This is a genomic window from Streptomyces sp. NBC_00273, assembly GCF_036178145.1.
Classification (GTDB): domain Bacteria; phylum Actinomycetota; class Actinomycetes; order Streptomycetales; family Streptomycetaceae; genus Streptomyces.
The window spans coordinates 4,043,947-4,065,801 of the sequence record NZ_CP108067.1 but is presented as its reverse complement, the minus strand read 5'-3'; the positions used below and the strand labels follow the sequence as shown (position 1 = coordinate 4,065,801).

The window sequence follows — 21,855 nt, the reverse complement described above, 5'->3', positions numbered from 1 at the left end:
AACCGGGGACGGAGAGTGACGGCATGATCCTCACCGTACGGCCCGCCGGGCCCGGGGACGCGTCCGACGTCTGCGCCCTCCTCAATGCCGTCGACCTGATCGAGATCGGTCGCCCGGAGACCGATCTGGGCAGCGTCGAGTCCGACCTCAACGCCCCGGACGTGGACCTGTCCACCGATTCCTGGCTCGCCTTCCAGGACGGCAGGCTCGTCGCCTACGCCCTCGTCTGGGCGGACTCCGGCCCGGGCCGCGTCGACGGTGACCACTACGTGCTGCCCGGCCACCACGAGGCGGCCGACCTGCTGCTCGAGCGCATGGAGGCCCGGGCCCGGGAGCTGACCGGCGGTCAGGGCGTCCTGAGGCTCCAGCTCAACGTGAAGCCCACCCTCGACCTCTCCCTGCTCACCGGGCGCGGCTACCGCACCATCCGCCGCTACCAGGTCATGACCCGCTCCCTGTCCCCGGCCGCCGACCCGGCGCCGACCCCGCCGGCCGGACTCGCCCTGCGGCACTGCGGCGACGACGAGGCCGACCGCCAGCGGGCCCACGCCCTGATCGAGCGGACCTTCGCCGCGCACTTCGGCCACGTGGACCGCCCGTACGAGACCTGGCTGGACCACATAGATGGCCGCAAGCTCGACTGGTCGCTGGTGTGGATCGCGAGCCTGCCCGGCCACGGCGACGCGGCCGTGCTGCTCACCCGGGACGACCGTACGAGCATGGCCTGGGTCAGCCACATCGGCGTGGCCGAGGAGGTGCGCGGCCGGGGCATCGGCGGTTTCCTGCTCCGCCACTGCTTCGCCGTCTACGCGGAGCGCGGCCGGGACTCCGTGGGCCTCGGCGTGGACACCCACAACGAGACCGGCGCGCTCGCGCTGTACGAGGCGCACGGCATGGGCCTGCACTACGCGGTCGACTCGTGGGAGCTCCCCTTGCACCCCCAGGGGTGACAGGGGCGTGACGCGCGGGTGCAATCGGTCCAACCAGGAGTGTGCAGGGCTCCACATAGGGTGACATAGGCCCCTAAGCGAGTCTTGGGATCCCTAGGAGGCACTCCATGCGCGGAGCCACCCACGCCAAGTGGGCCGCTGGTGCGGTGGCCGTCGCCCTCGTGGCGACGGCCTGCGGCGGCGGTAGCGACAGCGGCGGAGGCGGCGAGGCGGGAATCGTCAGCTCCTCCTGGGGGGACCCGCAGAACCCGCTGGAGCCCGCCAACACCAACGAGGTGCAGGGCGGCAAGGTGCTCGACATGCTCTTCCGGGGCCTCAAGCGCTACGACCCGAAGACGGGCGAGGCCCTCGACATGGTCGCCGAGAAGATCGAGACGACGGACAGTCAGAACTTCACCATCACGCTGAAGGACGGCTGGAAGTTCAGCAACGACGAGCCGGTCACCGCGCAGTCCTTCGTCGACGCCTGGAACTACGGCGCGAACGTGAGCAACAAGCAGAACAACTCGCCGTTCTTCTCCGACATCGTCGGTTACGCGGACGTCCACCCCGCCTCCGGTGAGCCCAAGGCCAAGACGATGTCCGGACTGGTCGTCAAGGACGACAAGACCTTCACGGTCGCCCTGAAGAACAAGTTCTCCACCTGGCCCGAGACCCTCGGTTACCAGGCCTTCTCCCCGCTGCCCAAGGCCTTCTTCACCGACCACGCCGGCTGGCTGGACAAGCCGATCGGCAACGGCCCGTACACGGTGGACTCGTACACCAAGGGCACCGGCATGAAGCTGCGCAAGTGGGACACCTACCCCGGTCCGGACAAGGCGCAGAACGGCGGCGTGGACCTGAAGGTCTACACCGACAACAACACCGCCTACACCGACCTGATCTCCGGCAACCTCGACCTCGTCGACGACATCCCGGCGCAGCAGCTGAAGAACGTCAAGAACGACCTGGGGGACCGGTACATCAACCAGCCGGCCCTCATCATCCAGACGCTCACCTTCCCGCTGTACGACCCGCAGTGGAGCAAGGAGGGCATGGAGAACGTCCGGATCGGCATCTCCCGGGCCATCAACCGCGACGAGATCACCAAGCAGATCTTCCGGGAGACCCGCACCCCGGCCAAGGACTGGACCTCCCCGGCCCTCGGCGAGAAGGGCGGCTTCTCCTCCACCGTCTGCGGCGACGCCTGCGTCTACGACCCGGTCGCGGCCAAGAAGCTCATCACGGACGCCGGCGGGCTCCCCGGCGGCAAGGTCACGCTGACCTCCAACGTGGACACCGGCTCGCACCGCGACTGGATGGACGCCGTCTGCAACAGCATCAACAACGCGCTGGGCGAGGGCCCCGTCTGCACGGTCAACCCGATCGGCACCTTCGCCGACTTCCGCAACCAGCAGAGCAGCTTCAAACTGACCGGCCCCTTCCGCTCGGGCTGGCAGGCCGACTACCCCCTGATCCAGAACTTCCTCCAGCCCCTCTACTACACCGGGGCCTCCTCCAACTACGGGAAGTTCAGCAACGCGGACTTCGACAAGCTCGTCGACGAGGCCAACCAGGAGAGCGACCAGGCCAAGGCCGTCGCGAAGTTCCAGGACTCCGAGAAGATCCTCGCCGCGCAGATGCCGGCCATCCCCCTCTGGTACCAGAACGGCAGCGCGGGCTACGCCGAGCGGCTCTCGGACGTGGCGCTCAACCAGTTCAGCGTCCCCGTGTACGACCAGATCAAGGTCAGCTGACCCCGTTTCGGATCGATCCTGGAGCAGTCCATGGGACGTTACGTGATCCGGCGGCTGCTCCAGATGATCCCGGTGTTCATCGGCAGCACGTTCCTGATCTTCTTCATGGTGTACGCGCTCGGTGACCCGGTCGCGGCCCTCTTCGGCGACAAGGCGCCCGACCCCGCCACCGCCGCGCGCATCCGCAAGGACCTCTACCTCGACCGCCCGCTGTGGGAGCAGTACGTCCACTACATGGGCCAGATCTTCCAGGGCGACTTCGGCACGGCCTTCAACGGCCAACCGGTCACGGAGCTGATGGCCTCGGCCTTCCCCGTCACCCTGCGGCTGACCATGGTCGCGATCTTCTTCGAGATCGTCATCGGCATCACCCTCGGCGTGATCAGCGGTCTGCGCCGCGGCAAGTCCGTCGACACCACCGTGCTGGTGCTCACCCTCGTCGTCATCTCCGTACCGACGTTCGTGACGGGCTATCTGCTCCAGTACCTCTTCGGCGTCAAATGGGGCTGGGTGCGGCCCACCGTCTCCCCGGACGCCCCCCTCAACGAGCTGATCCTGCCCGGCATCGTGCTCGCACTGGTCTCCCTCGCCTACGTCACCCGGCTCTCGCGCACCTCCATCGCCGAGAACGTCAAGGCCGACTACGTGCGCACCGCCGTCGCCAAGGGCCTGCCGCGCCACCGGGTCGTCACCCGCCACCTGCTGCGCAACTCGCTCATCCCCGTCGTCACCTTCATCGGCACCGACATCGGCGCCCTGATGGGCGGCGCCATCGTCACCGAGCGGATCTTCAACATCCACGGCGTCGGCTACCAGCTCTACCAGGGGATCCTGCGCAACAACTCCCCGACGGTGGTCGGCTTCGTGACCATCCTCGTCATCGTCTTCCTGCTGGCGAACCTGCTCGTCGACCTGCTCTACGCGGTCCTGGACCCGAGGATCCGTTATGCCTGACCCGGAGCGTCCCGAAGGGCCCGGCGGCTACGATCCCGTCGGTCCCCGTCCGCACGAGGCGGTCTCCCCGACCGGCCAGGGGGGACCCATAGATCTGGCCCTGGAAGAGGCCGAGAGCGTCGAGGGCATCGAGAAGGACGGCCCGCCGGGCGGGACCGGCCCCGGTGAGAAGCCCCGCTCGCTGTGGTCCGACGCCTGGCACCAGCTGCGCCGCAACCCCGTCTTCGTCATCTCCTCGCTGATGATCCTCTTCCTCGTGATCATCTCGATCTGGCCGCAGCTCATCGCGAGCGGCGACCCGCTGCAGTGCGACCTGTCCAAGTCGCAGCAGGGCTCCTCCCCGGGCCACCCCTTCGGCTACGACACCCAGGGCTGCGACGTGTACACCCGTACCGTCTACGGGGCCCGCGCCTCCATCACCGTGGGGGTCTGCGCCACCCTCGGCGCCGCCCTGCTCGGCTCGCTGCTCGGCGGGCTCGCCGGGTTCTTCGGCGGCTGGGGCGACGCGCTGCTCTCCCGGGTCGCCGACATCTTCTTCGGCATCCCCGTCGTCCTCGGCGGCCTGGTCTTCCTGTCCGTGGTCACCAGCACCACCGTCTGGCCGGTGGTCGGCTTCATCGTGCTCCTCGGCTGGCCGCAGATCGCCCGCATCGGCCGCGGCTCCGTCATCACCGCCAAACAGAACGACTACGTCCAGGCCGCCCGGGCCCTCGGCGCCGGCAACGGCCGGATGATGCTCCGGCACGTGGCGCCCAACGCCATCGCCCCCGTCATCGTCGTCGCCACCATCGCGCTCGGCACCTACATCGCCCTGGAGGCCACCCTGTCCTTCCTCGGCGTCGGCCTGCGCCCGCCCACCGTCTCCTGGGGCATCGACATCTCCAACGCGGCCTCGCAGATCCGCAACGCCCCGCACATGCTGCTCTGGCCGGCGGGTGCGCTGAGCCTGACCGTGCTCGCCTTCATCATGCTCGGCGACGCGGTGCGCGACGCCCTCGACCCCAAGCTGCGCTGAGGAGCCCCGCACATGCTGCTCGAAGTCCGCGACCTGCACGTGGAATTCAAGACGCGCGACGGAGTCGCCAAGGCCGTCAACGGCGTCAACTACTCGGTGGCCGAGGGCGAGACGCTCGCCGTGCTCGGTGAGTCGGGCTCCGGCAAGTCGGTCACCGCCCAGGCCGTGATGGGCATCCTCGACATGCCGCCGGGCCGGATCGCGGGCGGCGAGATCCTCTTCAAGGGCAAGGACCTCCTGACGATGAAGGAGGAGGAACGGAGGAAGATCCGGGGCGCCGAGATGGCGATGATCTTCCAGGACGCCCTCTCCTCCCTGAACCCGGTCCTGAGCGTGGGCGCGCAGCTCGGCGAGATGTACGAGGTGCACCGCGGGATGTCCCGCAAGGACGCCAAGGGCAAGGCCGTCGAGCTGATGGACCGGGTCAAGATCCCGGCGGCGAAGGAGCGGGTGGGGGACTACCCGCACCAGTTCTCGGGCGGCATGCGCCAGCGCATCATGATCGCGATGGCGCTGGCCCTGGAGCCCTCGCTGATCATCGCGGACGAGCCGACGACGGCCCTGGACGTCACCGTCCAGGCCCAGGTGATGGACCTGTTGGCCGAGCTCCAGCGCGAGCTGAACATGGGCCTCATCCTGATCACCCACGACCTGGGGGTCGTCGCGGACGTGGCCGACAAGATCGCGGTCATGTACGCGGGCCGGATCGTCGAGGCGGCTCCGGTCCACGAGATCTACAAGGCGCCCGCGCACCCGTACACGCGCGGCCTGCTGGACTCGATCCCGCGCCTGGACCAGAAGGGCCAGGAGCTGTACGCCATCAAGGGCCTGCCGCCGAACCTGGTGGCCATCCCGCCCGGCTGCGCCTTCAACCCGCGCTGCCCGATGGCGCAGGCGGTGTGCCGCACCGACGTCCCGCCGCTGTACCGGGTGACCGAGTCCCCGGTGGAGCGCACCAGCGCCTGCCACTTCTGGAAGGAATGCCTCCATGGCTGAGCCCCTGCTGGAAGTGAAGGACCTGGTCAAGCACTACCCGCTGACCCGGGGCGTCCTCTTCCGCAAGCAGGTCGGCGCGGTCAAAGCGGTCGACGGGGTCTCCTTCGACCTGCGCGCCGGCGAGACGCTCGGCATCGTGGGCGAGTCCGGCTGCGGGAAGTCCACCGTGGCCAAGATGCTGGTCCATCTGGAACGGCCGACGGCGGGCGCGATCTCGTACAAGGGCGAGGACATCACCAAGCTGTCGGGGCGCGCCCTGAAGGCCGTGCGCCGCAACATCCAGATGGTCTTCCAGGACCCGTACACGTCGCTGAACCCGCGCATGACGGTCGGCGACATCATCGGGGAGCCCTACGAGATCCACCCCGAGGTGGCTCCCAAGGGCTCGCGGCGCCAGCGCGTCCAGGAGCTCCTGGACGTCGTCGGTCTGAACCCGGAGTACATCAACCGCTACCCGCACCAGTTCTCCGGCGGCCAGCGCCAGCGCATCGGCATCGCCCGCGGCCTCGCCCTGCAGCCGGAGATCATCGTCGCCGACGAGCCCGTCTCCGCGCTGGACGTCTCCGTCCAGGCCCAGGTCATCAACCTGCTGGACCGACTGCAGAGCGACTTCGACCTCTCCTACGTCTTCATCGCGCACGACCTCTCGATCGTCCGGCACATCTCCGACCGGGTCGGCGTCATGTACCTGGGCCGGATCGTCGAGATCGGCACGGACAGCCAGATCTACGACCACCCGACGCACCCGTACACCCAGGCGCTGCTCTCCGCCGTCCCGGTCCCGGATCCGCAGGCCCGCGCCCACCGCGAGCGGATCATCCTCACGGGCGACGTCCCGTCCCCGGCCAACCCGCCCTCGGGCTGCCCCTTCCGCACCCGCTGCTGGAAGGCCGAGCCGCGCTGCACGGCGGAGGTCCCGCTGCTCGCGGTCCCGCAGGTCTTCCCCTCGGGCCCGGCGGCACATCCCTCGGCCTGCCACTTCGCGGCGGAGAAACAGGTGGTCCCGCCGTCGGACCAGCCGCCCCCCTCGCCCCCGTCACCGCCGCCACCTCCTCCGTCACCCCCGCCGCCGACGGATCCGCTGACGAAGGAGTAGGCGCTGACCGATCATTTCCGGCCACCACTGTGCGTCAGGTGGGGAAACGGCAGACCCTCCGGCAACTCCGTTTACGTGGGGGCAACTTGACCGTTTCTGACCCGAGATCTGGGGCATGCAACCTGGATGTCGTGCGGCCGTGCGGGTGCCGACAGCCGGCCGGGGAGGCGTACTGCCTCGCCGGCCGGCCTCCCCGTGACCCCACTCATGCGCGGCATGCGCCCCTCGTGCTGCCGGATTTCGATCGATGCGCTGGTACGGATAGTTATGATCCGTAGCGCACGGTGGGTATGAGTCCTGCCGAGCACGAATGCGCGTACCGATGTCCGCTCGACGTGGAGGTGAAACGCCGTGGCACTCTCGATCTCCGCCGTGGTGCTGCTGGCGATCATCGTCTTCCTGCTGGTCCGAAGGGCGGGCCTGAAGGCGGGACATGCGGTGGTCTGCGTACTGCTCGGCTTCTACCTGGCGAGTTCCACCATCGCCCCGACCCTCAGCCAGCTCACTTCGAACGTGGCGAGCATGATCAGTGGCCTCAAGTTCTAGGCCCCGCCTCGTAGGCTAGGCCCCATGAACGGTCTTCCCGCCCGTCGTCTGCTCCTCGTGCACGCGCACCCCGACGACGAGTCGATCAACAACGGCGTCACCATGGCCAAGTACGCGGCCGAGGGCGCCCACGTCGCGTTGGTGACCTGCACCCTGGGCGAGGAGGGTGAGGTCATCCCGCCCGGGCTCGCCCACCTGGCGGCCGACCGCGACGACACCCTCGGCGCGCACCGCGTCGGCGAGCTCGCCGCGGCCATGGCGGAACTGGGCGTACATGACCACCGGTTCCTCGGCGGCCCCGGCCGCTTCCGGGACTCCGGGATGATGGGCGCCCCGCAGAACCACTACCCGCAGGCCTTCTGGGCCGCCGACGTGGACGAGGCCGCCGCGTACCTCGTGGAGGTCGTCCGGGAGCTGCGGCCGCAGGTGCTCGTCACCTACGACCCGGACGGCGGATACGGGCACCCCGACCACATCCAGGCCCACCGGGTCGCCATGCGCGCCGCCGAACTGGCCGCGGAGGCCGCGTACCGGCGCGACCTCGGCGCGCCCCACGCGATCGGGAAGATCTACTGGAACCGCGTCCCGCGCTCGGTGGTCGAGGAGGGCTTCGCCCGGCTGCACGCGGCCGGGGGTGAGATGCCCTTCCCCGCGGTGGGCTCGCCCGGAGACGTGCCGGGGGTCGTCGCCGACGAGCGGATCACCACCGAGATCGACGCCAAGGACACCTTCGTGGCGGCGAAGGCGGCCGCCATGCGGGCCCACGCCACCCAGATCGCCGTGGACGGGCACTTCTTCGCCCTCTCCAACGACCTGGCGCAGCCGCTGTTCACCCGCGAGTACTACGAACTCGTCGAAGGCCGGCCGGGCGCCCCGGCGGGCGAGCGCGAACACGACCTCTTCGCGGGGGTGGAGGCATGAGCGGCACGGCCACGGCCGGCCGGATCGCCGGCTGCCTCGGCATGCTGGTCGCGGGCGCGCTGACCGGCGCGGCCGGCTGGCTGGTGGTCGACCTCTGGTTCCCCGGCGGCCTGCTGCTCGCCCTGCTGGCCGTCTTCGGGCTGTTCGTCGGGGGGCGGATCGCCCTCGGGACCGGCTTCGGGGTGGGCGGCGCCGCGGTCGGCTGGTTCCTCTCGTACGTGATGCTCAGCGTTCCGCGCCCCGAGGGCGACTTCCTCCTCGGTTCGTCCGGAATCGGCGTGTACGTCTACCTTTTGGGTGGAACCGTTCTCGCTGTGATGTGTGCCACGATGCGCGGTCCGCTGGATCGGCCGGTTTCGGGCGCCCGGCCTGCCAAGTGACGTGGTGTCGGACCTCGTAGGGAGGTTCGCCGCGGGGCGCGCGCGGGTGCTCCCGGGCACTTCAGAGGGGTTTGACGGGCACTGTCTGGAACCCCTGATTCCCGCCCGTCAGTTGCGTGCGGGCGGCGGCCAGTATGGTGGACGGGCCGCCGAGCTGCCCGCGCACGGTATGACGGGCGGCGGAGCCAACCGGGAGAACCTGCCTTGAGTCGTGAAACCGACAGTTCGTCCTCCGGGCCCAAGGGGCACGGTGGAGCCGCTTACCCCTCGGGTACACCGCCGTACGGAACCGGCCAGTACCCGTCGACGGACGCTGCGGCGACCGCTCCGGAGGAGAACGCTGTGACCTCGAAGCCGTCCACGCCCGATTCTGACGGGCCCAAGACCGAGACCACCCTGACGACCCGGATCCGGATCAACATCCCGGGTTCGCGGCCGATCCCGCCGGTGGTCGTGCGCAAGGCGATGGGCAACGGCTCCGGCTCGGCCGGCGCCGGGGAGCAGACCGGGCCGGAGGCGACGCCCGGGCCGGCCTCCCCGCCGCCGCTCGCGCAGCGGCGCGGTCCGCAGCCGACCCGCATCGAGGCCGCCCCGGAGCCGGCCGGCGCCCCGGAGCCCGCGCCCGCCCCGGCGGCCGAAGCCGAGGAGCCGGCCAGCAACTGGTTCGCCCCCCGCAAGTCGGCCGCCCCGGCCCCGGCCCCCGCCGCGGCCCAGATGCCGCCGGCCGCGGCCGCCCCGCCGCTCGCGCAGCGGCCGTTGCCGACCCGGACGCCGTCCCCGACGCCGACCCCGACGCCCACTCCGCCGGCCATGCCGGGCGGGGGCTTCCCCCCGCCGCAGCGCACCCAGGCCCCGCCGGTGCCCGGACCGGACGCCGCCTTCGCGCCGCCGCGCACCCCGCCGCCGCCCGTGACGGACTACGGCCAGGGCTTCGCGCCCGCCCCCGCGGCCCCGATGCCCGGCGGCCCGGGCGTCGGGACGACCCAGGGCTTCCCCGCGTACGGGGGCGACCAGGGCGACACCGGCCCCGTCACCGAGGCGTTCCCGGCCTACGGCGGCGGCCCCGCCGGACCCACCGGCGGCCCCGGCTTCGGCAGCGGCCCCGTCGGCGGCCCGGCCGGCGCGGCCGCCTTCGACGAGGCTCCGCAGTGGCCCGGCCCCGACCTGGACGGCCCGCTGCCGACCCCGGTACCGACCCCCGCGCCGGCCGCCCCCCGCCCCGCGGCCGCGCAGCCCAAGGCCACCACCGACAAGCCCGCCAAGAAGGGCCGCTCCAAGCTGGTCCTGCTCGGCGGCGGTGTCATCGCCCTCATCGGCCTGGCCTACGGCGGCGGGCTGCTCCTGAACCACTCCGACGTCCCCAAGGGCACCACCGTCCTCGACGTCGACATCAGCGGCAGCCGTGACGAGGCCGTCTCCAAGCTCCAGACCGCCTTCGGCACCCGCGCCGCCGCCCCGATCCAGCTCAGCGTCGGCGGCAAGACGGTCGAGCTGAAGCCCGAGAAGGCCGGCCTGACGCTGGACGCCCAGACCACCGTCCGCAACGCGGCCGGCAGCGACTACAACCCGATCACGGTCATCGGCTCGCTCCTCGGCAACGAGCGGGTCGCCGACCCCGTGATGCCGATCGACGAGGAGAAGCTCCAGGTCGCGCTGCAGGAGCTCGCGGGGACCTCCGGCACGGCCACCGAAGGCACGATCAAGTTCGACACCGGCAAGGCCGTCGCCGTCCCCGGCACCCCCGGCACCACACTCGACGTGGACGCTTCCGTCCAGCTGGTGGCCAAGGCCTTCAAGGACCAGGTCGCCACCGGCAAGGCGGCCGTGGCCGAACTGCCGACCACCACCAAGGCGCCGGCCGTCGGCCAGGCCGAGCTGGACCGGGCCATGAAGGAGTTCGCCGAGCCCGCGATGTCCGCGAACGCCACCGTCAAGGTGGGCGCCAAGTCCATCGCCTTCGGCGCCAGGTCCCTGCCCAAGATCCTCAGCATGCAGCCCGTCGACGGCCGCCTGACCGAGAAGTTCGACCTGGAGGCGCTCAAGGCGACCTACGGGAACACCTTCGACGGGATCCTGATCACCCGCGGCAACGGCGAGAAGACGGCCGTCACCCCGCAGGACATCGCCGGCGCCCTCGGCAAGGCCCTGCGCGGCAAGACCACGGCCGAACGCACCGTGGTCGTCGACACCAACCCGAGCTAGGCCGTCTCCTTCGGATCGTGACGGTGCCCCCGCCCGCACCCCGGGCGGGGGCACCGTCACGTCCGCCGCATGACATCTGTCATCCGGCACGCACGACGCCCGACACTGCCGCGCGGCACCCCGTACGGGCGAACCTCTACCCATGACGACGACCACCGCGACACGCACCGCGAAGCCCGCCACCGACAGCGTGGTCAGCTTCGAGAACGTGACCAAGAGCTACGGCACGGTCCGGGCGGTCGACGGCCTCTCCCTCACGCTCCACCCGGGCGAGACCGTCGCGCTCCTCGGCCCCAACGGCGCCGGCAAGTCCTCCACCCTCGACCTCCTCCTCGGCCTGCGCCCCGCCGACTCCGGCTCCGTCCGGATCTTCGGCACCACCCCGCGCGAGGCCGTCGCCGCCGGCCGGGTCGGCGCGATGCTGCAGAGCGGCGGCCTGATGGAGGAGGTGACCGTACGGGAGGTCGTCACCCTCGGCTGCGCCCTGCACCCGCGGCCGCACCCGGTCGACCAGGTGCTCTCCCGGGCCGGCATCAACAAGATCGCCGACCGCCGGGTCGACAAGCTCTCCGGCGGCCAGGAACAGCGCGTGCGCTTCGCACTCGCCACGGCCGGCCACAACGACCTGATCGTGCTCGACGAGCCGACCACCGGCATGGACGTCACCGCCCGCCAGTCCTTCTGGGCCACCATGCGGGAACAGGCCGACCAGGGCCGCACCGTCCTCTTCGCCACCCACTACCTCGAAGAGGCCGACGCGATCGCCGACCGGGTCCTGGTGCTCAGCAAGGGCCGGCTCCTCGCGGACGGCACCGCCGCCGAGATCAAGGCCAGGGCCGGGGCCCGGAAGATCTCCTTCGACCTGCCCGCCGCCGTCGGCACCGACATCGAGCAGCTGCGCGCGCTGCCCTTCCTGACGGCCTTCGAGCACCACGGCGACACCGTGCGCATCCAGTCCCGCGACGCCGACGCCACCGTCCACGCCGTGTACGGACTCGGTCTGTACCCCCGCAATCTGGAGGTCGCGGGCCTCGGCCTGGAACAGGCCTTCATCGCTCTCACCGAGGCCGAGGAGGCCACCCAGTGAACGCCCTGATCAAGCTGGAGATCGTCCGCGCCCTGCGGAACAAGAAGTACCTCTTCTTCACGATCATGTACCCGGCCGCGCTGTTCCTGATGCTCGGCGGAACCCTCGACGGCACCACCAAGGTCATGGGCACCGAACTGACCATGCCCGCCTTCTACATGGTCGCCATGGCCTCCTTCGGCGCCCTGACCGCCGTCCTGATGGGCAACAGCGAACGCATCGCCAAGGAACGGGAGAAGGGCTGGGTCCGCCAGCTGCGCCTCACCGCCCTCCCCGGCCGCGGCTACGTCCTCGCCAAGACCGCGGGCGCCGGCGTGCTCTCGCTCCCCGCCATCCTGGTCGTCTTCGCGGTGGCGGCCGCCGTGAAGGGCGTACGGTTCGACGCCTGGCAGTGGCTCGCCCTCACCGGCTCCATCTGGGCCGGCAGCCTGGTCTTCGCGGCGCTCGGCGTCGCCCTCGGCTACCTGGCGAGCGGGGACAACGTCCGCCCCATCACGATGCTCGTCTACTTCTCCCTGTCGATCCTCGGCGGCCTGTGGATGCCCACCGCGAACTTCCCGCAGTGGCTCCAGAACATCTGCGAGTGGCTCCCCACCCACGCCTACGCGGGCCTCGGCCAGGCCATCGAGCTCGGCGGCGCGCCCCGGGCCGGGGACGTGGCGCTCCTCGCGGCGTACTTCGTACTGTTCACCGGTGCGGCCGCCTGGCTGTACCGCAAGGACTCACTGAAGGCATGAAATCCGTGGCGCTGACGAAGGAAGACGAGGACCGGGACTTCCTCGAGATCGCCAAACAGCCGGAGAACCGTCATCAGAAGATGGTGAAGGCGCTCTGGATCAGCGTCTGGCTCTTCTACCTGAGCGCCCCCGTCGCCGACCTGGCCGACGGCGGGCACAGCCCCGCGGCCCGGGTGCTCGCCGGCCTGGGCCTCGCGGTCTTCGTCGGCTGGTACCTGGTGCTGGTCTTCCGCACCGCCCGCCCGTTGCCGGTCCGCCAGGTGATGTTCTCGCTGGCGGTGCTCTCCGCCGAGGCCATGGTCCTGTCGCTGGCCCTGGGCCGCGAATGGCTCGTGCTCTTCGTCTACGTGACCATCTCCTCCGGCGCCGCACTGCCGGCCCAGTACTCCCGCTGGACCGTCCTCGGCACCACCGCCCTGCTGGCGGTCACGGCGAACGCGGTCCCGGACGGCACCGCCTACCTGGCGGGCCTGCTGATCCCGGCCCTCATGGGCGGCTTCGCGATGGTCGGGGTCCGGGCGATGATCCGCACCACGATAGAGCTGCGCGAGGCCCGGGCCACGGTGGCCCAGCTCGCGGCCAACGAGGAACGGCTGCGGATGGCCCGGGACCTGCACGACCTGCTGGGGCACTCGCTGTCGCTGATCACGCTCAAGAGCGAGCTGGCGGGCCGGATGCTCCCCGGGCAGCCGGAGGCGGCCGCCCAGCAGGTCGCCGACATCGAGCAGGTCAGCCGGCAGGCGCTGGTCGACGTACGCGAAGCGGTGAGCGGCTACCGGCGACCCACCCTCCCCGGCGAACTCGCGGGCGCGCGCACGGCCCTGGCCGCGGCGGGAGTCCTGGCCGACCTCCCGGCGCCCCCGGCCGACGACCTTCCGGAGGCGGCGGAATCGGCCCTGGCCTGGTCCCTGCGCGAAGCGGTGACGAACGTGGTGCGGCACAGCGGCGCGAAGCGCTGCCGGGTCACGCTCCAGACCAGCCAGACCCTCGACGGGCCGGTGCTGGTACTGACCGTCACGGACGACGGCACGAGCGGCGGGCAGGGCAGCCCCGGCAACGGTCTGACGGGCCTGACGGAACGTCTGGAGGCCCTCGGCGGAACCCTGTCGGCGGGCCCCACAGGCCGGACGGGCTTCGCCCTCACGGCCCGAGTCCCCCTAGGATCGAGACCATGACCTCACGTCCCATCCGCATCCTCCTGGCGGAGGACCAGTCGATGGTCCGCGAGGCCCTCGCCGCGCTGCTCGGCCTGGAACCCGACATCGAGGTACGGGTCCAGGTGGCCCGCGGTGACGAGGTGCTGGCGGCGGCCCGCGCGCACGACGTGAACGTGGCCCTGCTGGACATCGAGATGCCGGGCATGACGGGCATCGAGGCGGCCGCCGCCCTGCACGCCGAACTCCCGGCCCTGCGGATCGTCATCCTCACCACCTTCGGCCGCCCCGGCTACCTCCGCGGCGCGATGGAGGCGGGCGCCTCCGCCTTCCTGGTCAAGGACGCCCCGGCCGCGCAGCTGGCGGCCGCCGTGCGCAAGGTCCTCCAGGGGGAGCGCGTCATCGATCCCACCCTGGCCGCGGCCGCCCTCGCGGAGGGCGCGAACCCGCTGACGGACCGCGAACGGGAGGTCCTGCGGGAGGCGGAGGGCGGCGCGACCAACGCGGAACTCGCGGCGCGGCTCCACCTGTCCCAGGGCACGGTCCGCAACTACCTCTCGACGGCGATCCAGAAACTGGCGGCGCGCAACCGCGCCGAAGCCGTCCGCGCGGCCCGCGAAAAGGGCTGGCTCTAGCCCTCGCAACCCCGCCGGCCGCACTCCGGCTGCGCGGCCCCACCGGGCCCCGCCTCCCGATCCGGCTGCGCCGGCATACTCAGCCTCGCCGCCAGTTCCGGCTGCGCCGGCATCTTCAGCCCCTCCGGCGTTTGAGGAGCGGGGTCTGGGGCGGAGCCCCAGGAAACCCGGCACCGCCGGGCACCGGGCTCCGCCCGGACCCTCCCCCAGCTACCGCTGGGAGGTGCCCCCTGCTCAAACGCCGGCGAGGCTGGAATGGCCCGGCGAGGGGCGGAGCCGGGGTTAGTTCAGGAGGGCGCGGGCGGACGCGGCCTCCGCGCGGATCCGGGCCGCCGCGTCGGCGTCCACCGCGGAGACCACCCCCGCGTACGCGTCGAGCTCGGCCGCCCCCTCCTGGAAGGAGCCCCGCTCCACCAACAGCCGCGCCCGCTCGTACCGCAGCGCCGCCGCATGCGACGGCAGCAGCAGCGACAGCTCCACCGCCCACAGGGCCACCCCCGACTGCTCCGGGCGGGCCGAAGCCCAGGCCCGGACGTTCGCCAGGATCCGCCGCACGATGTCCAGCGTCCGGGCGGGCTCGCGCGGCCCCGACGCCAGCTCCGCCGGCCCCGTGCCCAGGGACGCGCCGCCCGCGAAGGGGTCCACCACCACGCCCTCCTCCGGGTCCCCGAAGCCCACCACGAAGTGCCCCGGCAGCCCCAGCCCGTACACGGGCGCCCCGGCCCGCCGGGCCACCTCCAGCCACACCACCGACAGCAGGATCGGCAGCCCGCGCCGCCGCCTCAGCACCTCGTGCAGCAGCGAGGACGACAGCCGGTCGTAGTCCGCCGGGGTGCCGTGGAACCCGAGGCGCCCGCCCAGCAGTTCCGTCACCGCGTTCGCCCACGCCCGCCCGCCGCGCAGCCCGTACGGCAGCATCCCGGCCAGCCGGTCCAGCTCGATCTGCGCCCGGTCCATGGCGCGTTCGTCCAGCTCCGGGTCCCCCTCGGTGGCCAGCAGCAGGCACAGCAGCGCGAGGTCCGGCCGTTCCGCCCGGGCCTCGGCCGCGAACTGCTCCCGCCAGGCCGCCGGGCTCACGAGGCCGCCCGGTAGTGGTGGTACGCGTGGTGCGTCGCGAAGCCCAGCCCGTCGTACAGCGCCCGTGCCCCCGGATTGTCCGTCTCGACCTGCAGCCACGCCGCCGACGCGCCCTCCTCCAGCGCCCGCCGGGCCAGCGCGGCCATGACCGCCGTCGCCAGGCCCTCCCGCCGGTGCGCGGGATCCACGGTCACCGCCGCGAAGCCGGCCCACCGCCCGTCCACCACGCAGCGCCCGATGGCCCGGCCCCCGGGCAGCGTCGCGAACCACACCGACGGCCCTTCCACCAGCATCCGCCGGGCCAGGTCCGGGTCGCTGACCTTCCCGTAGCGCCCGAGCCACTCCTCGTCCGGGACCCGGGTCAGGCGCAGGTCCCCGGCCGCGGGCGCGTCCACGTCGGCCACCGGAGCCAGCGCCCCGATCCGTACCTCCGCCGACACCTCGTTCACCCAGCCGCGCCGCTCCAGCTCCGCGCCGAGCATCTCCTGGGTGCCCGCGGCCCCCGTCGCGACCTGCACATAGGCCGGAAGCGACCGCTCCGCGTACCAGGAGGTCACTCGCGCGAGTGCATCGTCCAGCGGTATCCCCGGGTCGCCGAGCGGCAGCACGGAATTGGCCCGCCGGGTGAATCCGGCGGCCGCCCGCAGCGTCCACCCGCCCAGCTGCTCGCTCTCCAGCGGCTGCCAGGCCCGCGCGGCGACCCGCGAGAGCTCCTCGAAGGAGGCCGCGGGACCCCGTCGCCGGGCCGGCGCCGGAGGCACGATCTTGCCCGCCACCAGCGAAGATTCCGAGATGCGGACGGATTGTCCGTCCTTCTTTGTGATCAGCAGCACACCCTGGTCCCAGGATGTGAGAACCCCGACCGTGTCCGTGAACTCGGGTGATCCGCTCACTACGGCCTCCACCCGTCGTACAGAGACTCGTTTACCCACGTCAGCCGGGGTAATACGGACCTCCAGCAGTCCACCGGCAGTGATTTCCACAGCTCTGTCCGCCCCTCCTGTTCGGATCGTGCCCGGGAACGGAGATACTAGGTGCGGGCATCGACGACGCCGCGCTCCCGCGCGATATGGAAAGCCCTACCGAGGAGGAACGAGAGCGTGACCTACGTCATCGCGGAGCCTTGTGTCGACGTCAAGGACAAGGCATGCATCGAAGAGTGCCCCGTCGACTGCATCTACGAGGGCCAGCGGTCCTTGTACATCCACCCGGACGAGTGCGTCGACTGTGGTGCGTGTGAGCCGGTCTGCCCGGTCGAGGCCATCTTCTACGAGGACGACACCCCGGAGGAGTGGAAGGACTACTACAAGGCGAACGTCGAGTTCTTCGACGAGCTCGGTTCGCCCGGTGGTGCCTCCAAGCTGGGCCTGATCGAGCGCGACCACCCCTTCGTCGCGGCGCTGCCCGCCGGTATCAACGGCGAGCACTGACCTATCCGGCAGACGCGCCCCTCGGTCCCGTACGGCCTTCCCGCCGCACGGGACCGATGTGTTTTCCGACCCGCACGCACCAGCACTCAGAGAGAGCAGAGACCACCGTGGCCGCAGTATCCGACCGTCTTCCCGCCTTCCCCTGGGACAAGCTGGAGCCCTACAAGGCCACGGCGGCGGCCCACGCGGACGGCATCGTCGACCTGTCGGTCGGCACGCCCGTGGACCCGGTCCCGCAGCTGATCCAGCGCGCCCTGATCGAGGCCGCCGACTCCCCGGGCTACCCGACCGTGTGGGGCACCGCCGCCCTGCGCGACGCGATCACCGGCTGGGTGCGCGGCCGCCTCGGCGCGAGCGCCGCCGAACACCGCAACGTGCTGCCGGTCGTCGGTTCCAAGGAGCTGGTGGCCTGGCTGCCGACCCAGCTGGGCCTGGGCGCCGGGGACAAGGTCGCCTACCCGCGGCTCGCCTACCCCACCTACGAGGTCGGCGCGCGGCTGTGCGGCGCCGAGGCCGTGGTCTACGACGACCCCACCGAGCTCGACCCGGCCGGTGTGAAGCTGCTGTGGCTCAACTCCCCGTCCAACCCCACCGGCAAGGTCCTCGCCAAGGAGGACCTCGTCCGGATCGTGGCCTGGGCGCGCGAGCACGGGATCCTGCTCTTCAGCGACGAGTGCTACCTGGAGCTGGGCTGGGAGGCCGAGCCCGTCTCCGTCCTCCACGACGACGTCTGCGGCGGCTCGTACGAGGGCATCGTGGCCGTCCACTCCCTCTCCAAGCGCTCCAACCTGGCCGGCTACCGGGCGGCCTTCGTCGCCGGTGACGCGGACGTGCTCGGCGAACTGCTGCAGATCCGCAAGCACGGCGGCATGATGACCCCCGCCCCGGTGCAGGCGGCCACGGTCGTCGCGCTCGGCGACGACGCGCACGTCGAGGAGCAGCGCGAACGCTACGCGGCCCGCCGTACGGCGCTGCGCACGGCCCTGGAGGCGCACGGCTTCCGGGTCGAGCACAGCGAGGCCAGCCTGTACCTGTGGGTGACCCGCGACGAGCCCTGCTGGGACACCGTCGCCCACCTCGCGGGCCTGGGCATCCTGGTCGCGCCGGGCGACTTCTACGGCGAGGCGGGCGCGAGGTTCGTGCGCGTCGCCTTCACCGCCACCGACGAGCGGATCGAGGCGGCGGTCAAGCGCCTCGGCTGACCGCCGGGTTCCGCGACCCGCCGGGGTCCGCGACGCAGACGCCCGAGGGGGCCGGGAGTTCGCACTCCCGGCCCCCTCGGCGGTTCCTACGGCGTCAGCCGCCCAGCGGCAGGCCGCCGGGCAGTCCCCCCGGCAGGACGCCGGAGGTCGGCAGCGAGGACGTCGGCAGGGAGGACACCGGCAGCTCCTGCGTCGCGGGCAGTCCGCCGAGCAGGCCCTGCGCGGTACCGGCCACGTCGGCGGCGGGGGCCGGCAGGGCCTTGGTGGCGCTGCCGGCGGTGCCGACGGCGTCCGCGGCCGCGTCCGTCGTCGTGGCGGCGTCGGGGGCGGTGAGCGCGCCCAGCTGGGGCACGGACTCCAGGCCGGCGGCACTGGCCGCGCCGGCCGCACCGACCACGGGCGCTGTCCCGGCTGCGAGCAGCAGCGCGGCACGGGCGATCCGACGGGTCAGGGGGAGAGACATGTTGCTCCTAAGCGGTAGCGGCTGAGTACGCCGTGCTAACCGCTCCCGGGGCGGGTGGAGTTGCGGTGCCGATGGGTAAAGGATCGGTAACGCATCGTTTAATCGGCTTCCGGGAAAAACGCATTGGATGTGCGTCGACCTGGGCTTCCGCCCTGATCCGGGATCAGTGGCCCGCTACACGGATCCCCCCGCAGGAGTGATCACTCGCACGTGAGCCCGGGCGCCCCCGGCGCGTGCCCCGTACCGGAGCCGATCAGCGGGCCATGAAGATCCGTACCTCGCCCGGACCGGCGTAGTGGGGGTCCTTGGCGCCGTCCTTCGTCCCCGTGCCGCCCTTGTCCTGCCACCGTCCGCGGTCCTTGCCCGCGATCCAGCCGTGCCGGCCGTACGACACCCGGGAGATGCCCATCGCCTTCGAGTGGGCCACCGCCCAGTGGGCCATCGCCCGGCTGCGGCGCGTCGCGTCCTCGCCGCCGTTCTTCTTCTCCGTCAGGGTGACCTCGGCCTCCGGGGCGACCTGCCCGCCCCCGGTGTTCCGGCCGGCCTGGCCGGTCTGGCCGCCCTGCGCGGACATGGTGTGCATCCCGTCCTTGCCGAAGATCCGGATCAGGTCGGCCCGTACCTTCTCGGGGTCGCCCGGCCCGGCGGGCGCGGGCCCGCCGCAGTTCAGGGTGCCGCCGCCGGCGAAGGCCGCAGTCAGCACGGTCGCGTCGGGCTCGTGCTTCGCGTACGCCTGCGGGAACCCACTGCGCTGCACCTTCTGCGCGGCCACCGTCAGCGGCAGGCGCGAGTACCCCGGCACGTCGACGAGGTGGTCGTAGAAGATCCCGGCCGAGTAGACCGGGTCCGTGATCTGCGCCGGACTTCCCCAGCCCATCGACGGCCGCTGCTGGAAGAGGCCGAGCGAGTCCCGGTCGCCGTGATCGAGATTGCGCAGCGCGGACTCCTGCATGGCGGTCGCCAGCGCGATGGTCACCGCCCGGTCCGGCAGGCCCTTGGCGACGCCGACGGCGGCTATCGTCGCCGCGTTCGCCGCCTGCTCCGGCGACATTTCGTATGTTTCAGAGGTTTCTTCCCCCCCGACCGGGTCCGCGCTGGCCACGCAGAACGGGGCGCCGCCGCCACCGTTCGAATCGTGCTGCACGGCGAAGTACCCGATCACCGCGAGGAGAACGAGCAGGCCGACGGCCGCCCGGAGCAGTCGGCGGCGACGAGGACGGGGATCACGGGTCTCGGACACGCGGCCCACCGTACTTGAGGCATATGACGCGTCCACCGGCCGGACGTACGGGGCTTCGCCGCATCCCGGGGCGTTAGGGTCAGTTCCATGTCCGAATCCGAGCTGGACCTCACCCTGGACGCCGCCGAGCTGACCGCCCGGCTCGTCGACATCCCTTCCGTGAGCGGCGACGAGAAGGTACTCGCCGACCTCGTGGAACACGCGTTGCGCGGCCTGCCGCACCTCACCGTGGACCGCTTCGGCAACAACGTCGTCGCCCGCACGGCCCTCGGCCGCGCCGAGCGCGTCGTACTGGCCGGCCACCTCGACACCGTGCCGATCGCCGACAACGTCCCCTCCCGCCTCGACGAGAACGACGTGCTGTGGGGCTGCGGCACCACCGACATGAAGTCCGGTGTCGCCGTGCAGCTGCGCATCGCCGCGACCGTGCCCGAGCCGAACCGGGACCTCACCTTCGTCTTCTACGACCAGGAGGAGGTCGCCGCCGACCTCAACGGCCTCGGCAAGGTCGCAGACGCCCACCCCGACTGGCTGACGGGCGACTTCGCGGTCCTGCTGGAACCCTCGAACGCCGAGGTCGAGGGCGGCTGCCAGGGCACCCTGCGCGTCCTGCTCCGCACCGCCGGCGAGCGCGCGCACTCCGCCCGCAGCTGGATGGGTTCCAACGCCATCCACTCGGCGAGCCCGATCCTCGCCCGCCTCGCGGCCTACGAGCCCCGCAAGCCGGTCATCGACGGCCTGGAGTACCACGAGGGCCTCAACGCGGTCCGCATCGAGGGCGGCGTCGCCAACAACGTCATCCCCGACGCGTGCACGGTGACCGTCAACTTCCGCTACGCCCCGGACCGCACCGAGGCCGACGCGCTGGCCCACGTCCGGGAGGTGTTCGCGGACTGCGACATCGCCGAGTTCGTGGTCGACGACTCCTCGCCCGGCGCCCTCCCCGGCCTCTCCCACCCGGCCGCCGAGGCCTTCATGGAGGCGGTCGGCGGCCGTGCGATGCCCAAGTTCGGCTGGACGGACGTCTCCCGCTTCAGCGCCCTCGGGGTCCCGGCGGTCAACTACGGCCCGGGCGACGCCCTGCTGGCGCACAAGGTCGACGAACGCGTCGAGACGAAGGCGATCCTGCACTGCGAGGAACGACTCCGCGCCTGGCTGACCTCCTGAATTCCGCTTCTCGTCACCTTTGTGCGCCTACCCTGATCCAACGATCAGCAGGAGGGAGCACAGCATGGGCAACCACGGCAGTCCCGAGGGTTCCGCTCGTCGTCGGCCCGAGGAGCAGCAGCTCGGGCCGGTGCTGAGGAGGCGGAGCCAGGTGCAGGCGGGCAGTACGACGGACCAGCGGCTGCTGGATTCGGCCGGGCCCTCCGAGTGGGTGCACACCGATCCCTGGCGGGTCCTGCGCATTCAGTCGGAGTTCATCGAGGGCTTCGGCACGCTCGCCGAGCTGCCGCCCGCGATCAGCGTGTTCGGATCGGCCCGTACGCCGGAGGGATCGCCCGAGTACGACGCGGGCGTGCGGATCGGCAGCGCGCTGGTCGAGGCCGGCTTCGCGGTGATCACCGGCGGCGGTCCGGGAGCCATGGAGGCGGCCAACAAGGGCGCCCGCGAGGCGAACGGCGTCTCAGTCGGCCTCGGCATCGAGCTCCCCTTCGAGCAGGGGCTCAACCAGCACGTCGATCTCGGCCTGAACTTCCGGTACTTCTTCGTCCGCAAGACGATGTTCGTGAAGTACAGCCAGGGCTTCGTCGTCCTGCCGGGCGGTTTGGGCACGCTGGACGAGCTGTTCGAGGCGCTGACCCTGGTCCAGACCCAGAAGATCACCCGCTTCCCGATCGTGCTGTTCGGCACGGAGTACTGGAGCGGTCTGATCGACTGGCTGCGGGGGACCGTGATCGCCCAGGGCAAGGCCTCGGAGAAGGACCTCTACCTGTTCCACGTCACCGACGACGTGGACGAGGCGATCGCACTGGTGACGAAGGAAGTCGGCAAGTAACCCCCCGGGCCCGGGCCGTACGGGCCCGGGCCCGC

At 71.6% G+C, this 21,855-nt stretch carries 22 protein-coding genes; 18 read left to right on the top strand and 4 right to left on the bottom strand.

Annotated elements, in window-relative coordinates:
* Nucleotides 1-23: 23 nt before the first annotated feature.
* The 14 genes from OG386_RS17240 to OG386_RS17175 all read left to right on the top strand — a co-directional run bounded on the left by OG386_RS17240 (nt 24) and on the right by OG386_RS17175 (nt 14,409).
* Nucleotides 24-950, top strand: a complete 927-nt coding sequence (locus tag OG386_RS17240; protein ID WP_328788890.1) for a GNAT family N-acetyltransferase — start codon at nt 24-26, stop codon at nt 948-950.
* A gap of 107 nt (nt 951-1,057) precedes the next feature.
* Complete coding sequence (locus OG386_RS17235) at nt 1,058-2,686, top strand: peptide ABC transporter substrate-binding protein (protein WP_328788889.1); 1,629 nt, start codon at nt 1,058-1,060, stop codon at nt 2,684-2,686.
* A 30-nt stretch (nt 2,687-2,716) separates the two neighbouring features.
* Nucleotides 2,717-3,640 (top strand): ABC transporter permease, encoded by a 924-nt coding sequence (locus tag OG386_RS17230; protein WP_328788888.1) that lies wholly within the window; start codon nt 2,717-2,719, stop codon nt 3,638-3,640.
* Entirely contained in the window at nt 3,633-4,655 is a 1,023-nt protein-coding gene (locus tag OG386_RS17225; RefSeq protein WP_328788887.1) for an ABC transporter permease, read from the top strand. The genes OG386_RS17230 and OG386_RS17225 overlap by 8 nt, the downstream gene beginning before the upstream one ends.
* Nucleotides 4,656-4,667: 12 nt before the next feature.
* A complete protein-coding gene (locus tag OG386_RS17220) occupies nt 4,668-5,651 on the top strand; it encodes an ABC transporter ATP-binding protein (RefSeq protein WP_327383439.1) in 984 nt (327 codons plus the stop codon).
* Nucleotides 5,644-6,747, top strand: coding sequence for an ABC transporter ATP-binding protein (locus OG386_RS17215; RefSeq protein ID WP_327383438.1), 1,104 nt, complete (start codon nt 5,644-5,646; stop codon nt 6,745-6,747). The genes OG386_RS17220 and OG386_RS17215 overlap by 8 nt, the downstream gene beginning before the upstream one ends.
* 351 nt (nt 6,748-7,098) lie before the next feature.
* Nucleotides 7,099-7,293 carry a hypothetical protein gene (locus tag OG386_RS17210; protein WP_030012369.1) on the top strand — a complete coding sequence of 65 codons (195 nt, stop codon included), beginning with the start codon at nt 7,099-7,101 and terminating at the stop codon, nt 7,291-7,293.
* Between the two features lie 24 nt (nt 7,294-7,317).
* Nucleotides 7,318-8,214: an N-acetyl-1-D-myo-inositol-2-amino-2-deoxy-alpha-D-glucopyranoside deacetylase gene (mshB, locus tag OG386_RS17205; protein ID WP_328788886.1), complete on the top strand. Its 897-nt coding sequence runs from the start codon at nt 7,318-7,320 to the stop codon at nt 8,212-8,214.
* Nucleotides 8,211-8,594 carry a DUF6113 family protein gene (locus tag OG386_RS17200; RefSeq protein ID WP_328788885.1) on the top strand — a complete coding sequence of 128 codons (384 nt, stop codon included), beginning with the start codon at nt 8,211-8,213 and terminating at the stop codon, nt 8,592-8,594. The genes mshB and OG386_RS17200 overlap by 4 nt, the downstream gene beginning before the upstream one ends.
* A 204-nt stretch (nt 8,595-8,798) precedes the next feature.
* Nucleotides 8,799-10,796 (top strand): peptidoglycan binding domain-containing protein, encoded by a 1,998-nt coding sequence (locus OG386_RS17195; protein ID WP_443053174.1) that lies wholly within the window; start codon nt 8,799-8,801, stop codon nt 10,794-10,796.
* 142 nt (nt 10,797-10,938) lie between these two features.
* Entirely contained in the window at nt 10,939-11,883 is a 945-nt protein-coding gene (locus tag OG386_RS17190; RefSeq protein ID WP_328788883.1) for an ABC transporter ATP-binding protein, read from the top strand.
* The gene (locus OG386_RS17185; RefSeq protein ID WP_328788882.1) at nt 11,880-12,620 is read left to right on the top strand and encodes an ABC transporter permease; all 741 of its coding nucleotides are present in this window, start codon (nt 11,880-11,882) and stop codon (nt 12,618-12,620) included. Before OG386_RS17190 ends, OG386_RS17185 begins: the two co-directional genes overlap by 4 nt.
* Nucleotides 12,617-13,795: a sensor histidine kinase gene (locus OG386_RS17180; protein WP_328788881.1), complete on the top strand. Its 1,179-nt coding sequence runs from the start codon at nt 12,617-12,619 to the stop codon at nt 13,793-13,795. Before OG386_RS17185 ends, OG386_RS17180 begins: the two co-directional genes overlap by 4 nt.
* On the top strand, nt 13,792-14,409 hold the full coding sequence (locus tag OG386_RS17175) for a response regulator transcription factor (RefSeq protein WP_328788879.1): 618 nt from the start codon (nt 13,792-13,794) through the stop codon (nt 14,407-14,409). Before OG386_RS17180 ends, OG386_RS17175 begins: the two co-directional genes overlap by 4 nt.
* Nucleotides 14,410-14,691: 282 nt before the next feature.
* Here OG386_RS17175 and OG386_RS17170 read toward each other — a convergent pair whose 3' ends face one another.
* Both OG386_RS17170 and OG386_RS17165 read right to left on the bottom strand, forming a co-directional pair.
* Nucleotides 14,692-15,486, bottom strand: a complete 795-nt coding sequence (locus tag OG386_RS17170) for a transglutaminase-like domain-containing protein (RefSeq protein WP_328788878.1) — start codon at nt 15,484-15,486, stop codon at nt 14,692-14,694.
* Complete coding sequence (locus tag OG386_RS17165) at nt 15,483-16,469, bottom strand: GNAT family N-acetyltransferase (RefSeq protein ID WP_328788877.1); 987 nt, start codon at nt 16,467-16,469, stop codon at nt 15,483-15,485. The genes OG386_RS17170 and OG386_RS17165 overlap by 4 nt, the downstream gene beginning before the upstream one ends.
* Nucleotides 16,470-16,586: 117 nt before the next feature.
* Between OG386_RS17165 and fdxA the strand changes: the two genes are divergently transcribed.
* Together fdxA and dapC are read left to right on the top strand one after the other, a co-directional pair.
* Nucleotides 16,587-16,916, top strand: coding sequence for a ferredoxin (gene fdxA, locus OG386_RS17160; protein ID WP_030011906.1), 330 nt, complete (start codon nt 16,587-16,589; stop codon nt 16,914-16,916).
* A gap of 107 nt (nt 16,917-17,023) precedes the next feature.
* Nucleotides 17,024-18,118 carry a succinyldiaminopimelate transaminase gene (gene dapC, locus OG386_RS17155; RefSeq protein ID WP_328788876.1) on the top strand — a complete coding sequence of 365 codons (1,095 nt, stop codon included), beginning with the start codon at nt 17,024-17,026 and terminating at the stop codon, nt 18,116-18,118.
* A gap of 94 nt (nt 18,119-18,212) precedes the next feature.
* Here the strand turns inward: dapC and OG386_RS17150 are convergent, their stop codons facing one another.
* Both OG386_RS17150 and OG386_RS17145 read right to left on the bottom strand, forming a co-directional pair.
* Nucleotides 18,213-18,581 (bottom strand): ATP-binding protein, encoded by a 369-nt coding sequence (locus tag OG386_RS17150; RefSeq protein ID WP_328788875.1) that lies wholly within the window; start codon nt 18,579-18,581, stop codon nt 18,213-18,215.
* Nucleotides 18,582-18,834: 253 nt separating this feature from the next.
* Nucleotides 18,835-19,821, bottom strand: a complete 987-nt coding sequence (locus tag OG386_RS17145; RefSeq protein WP_328788874.1) for a hypothetical protein — start codon at nt 19,819-19,821, stop codon at nt 18,835-18,837.
* Between the two features lie 87 nt (nt 19,822-19,908).
* Here OG386_RS17145 and dapE point away from each other — a divergent pair, with 87 nt between their 5' ends.
* Together dapE and OG386_RS17135 are read left to right on the top strand one after the other, a co-directional pair.
* A complete protein-coding gene (dapE, locus tag OG386_RS17140; RefSeq protein ID WP_328788872.1) occupies nt 19,909-20,988 on the top strand; it encodes a succinyl-diaminopimelate desuccinylase in 1,080 nt (359 codons plus the stop codon).
* Between the two features lie 64 nt (nt 20,989-21,052).
* Nucleotides 21,053-21,820, top strand: a complete 768-nt coding sequence (locus OG386_RS17135) for a TIGR00730 family Rossman fold protein (RefSeq protein ID WP_189732768.1) — start codon at nt 21,053-21,055, stop codon at nt 21,818-21,820.
* Nucleotides 21,821-21,855 lie beyond the last annotated feature (35 nt).